The sequence below is a fragment of the Leptospira idonii genome (assembly GCF_004770995.1).
GTDB lineage: Bacteria > Spirochaetota > Leptospiria > Leptospirales > Leptospiraceae > Leptospira_A > Leptospira_A idonii.
The window spans coordinates 1-945 of sequence record NZ_RQHW01000071.1; the positions used below are offsets into that span (position 1 = coordinate 1).

Annotated in this window: 1 protein-coding gene; it reads right to left on the reverse strand. The window is 32.5% G+C overall.

The genetic code is table 11. The features are described from left to right. Positions 1 to 945: hypothetical protein (locus EHS15_RS19155; RefSeq protein ID WP_167884274.1), on the reverse strand; the 945-nt coding region annotated here is incomplete at both ends.

Here is a 945-nt window from a genome sequence, read left to right on the forward strand (position 1 = left end):
TTCGATTTCATTCTTAAATAATTCTTTATAAATCTCTGACGAGGCTGTTGCAGATAAAATTAAGTATTTTGAAGATGAAGAAGGAAATTGAAAATTAGATAAAACTTGATATTCATTTTTAAGTTTTAGAACGTGAAACTCATTTTGGAAGTGTTTTAAGACTGATAAAGATGAATTAGGAGGGTGAGTTCCTCGAGAGAGATGTTTGACTAACTTTTCTGTTTCAGCTTCTAGCAAATTATTTATTTTGGTGGTAAGAGAAGGATTGAGAAATGACTTTATTTCGCCAATTTCCATCTCATCCAGAGATTTTAGTAAATCTTTTATCAGAAATGATTTCTCGCTTCTTAGAGCGGTAAGTTCATTGGCTTTGACAAATGAATCTCGGAACATGGAGTCGATTAGGCACTCATCGAAGATAACATGATCAAAATTTTGTGAATTTAATGAGCTTAAAAAAAACTTAGAGTGAGTTGCGACAATAAATTGATTCGTTGCAAGTATGTCTTCGGTAGACTTTTTGTGTTTGAGGTAAATTTCTTTTAGAGATTTTAGTCTAGGAGTAGTTGGCTCTAAATCTTCAAAGATTTTGTAGCTGTGAATGCCTTTTGAGGAATTTTCTTCAAAGAAATCTTCAAGTTGTTTCGGAATAGAAGGAAGACTGGTGAAATTTGAGAAATTTGTGTAGTTTTCAATTCTCTTGACCAGGACAAGGATTCTTTTATTAGAAAAGATTTTAGGCAGAGAATTAGTAAAATAAGACTTACCGGTTCCAACATCTGATTTGATTAATGTGAACTTTGCTTCGGGAGAGGAAATAGAAGAAATAATTTGATCATGTAAGGCATCACGAACTTCTTTGAGAGTGGGTTTGTGACTTTGAGTTATTGTGCTACTGTATTTTTTGTGAAGAGATATGAAAGGTTGTTGGTCATTAAAGGTAAT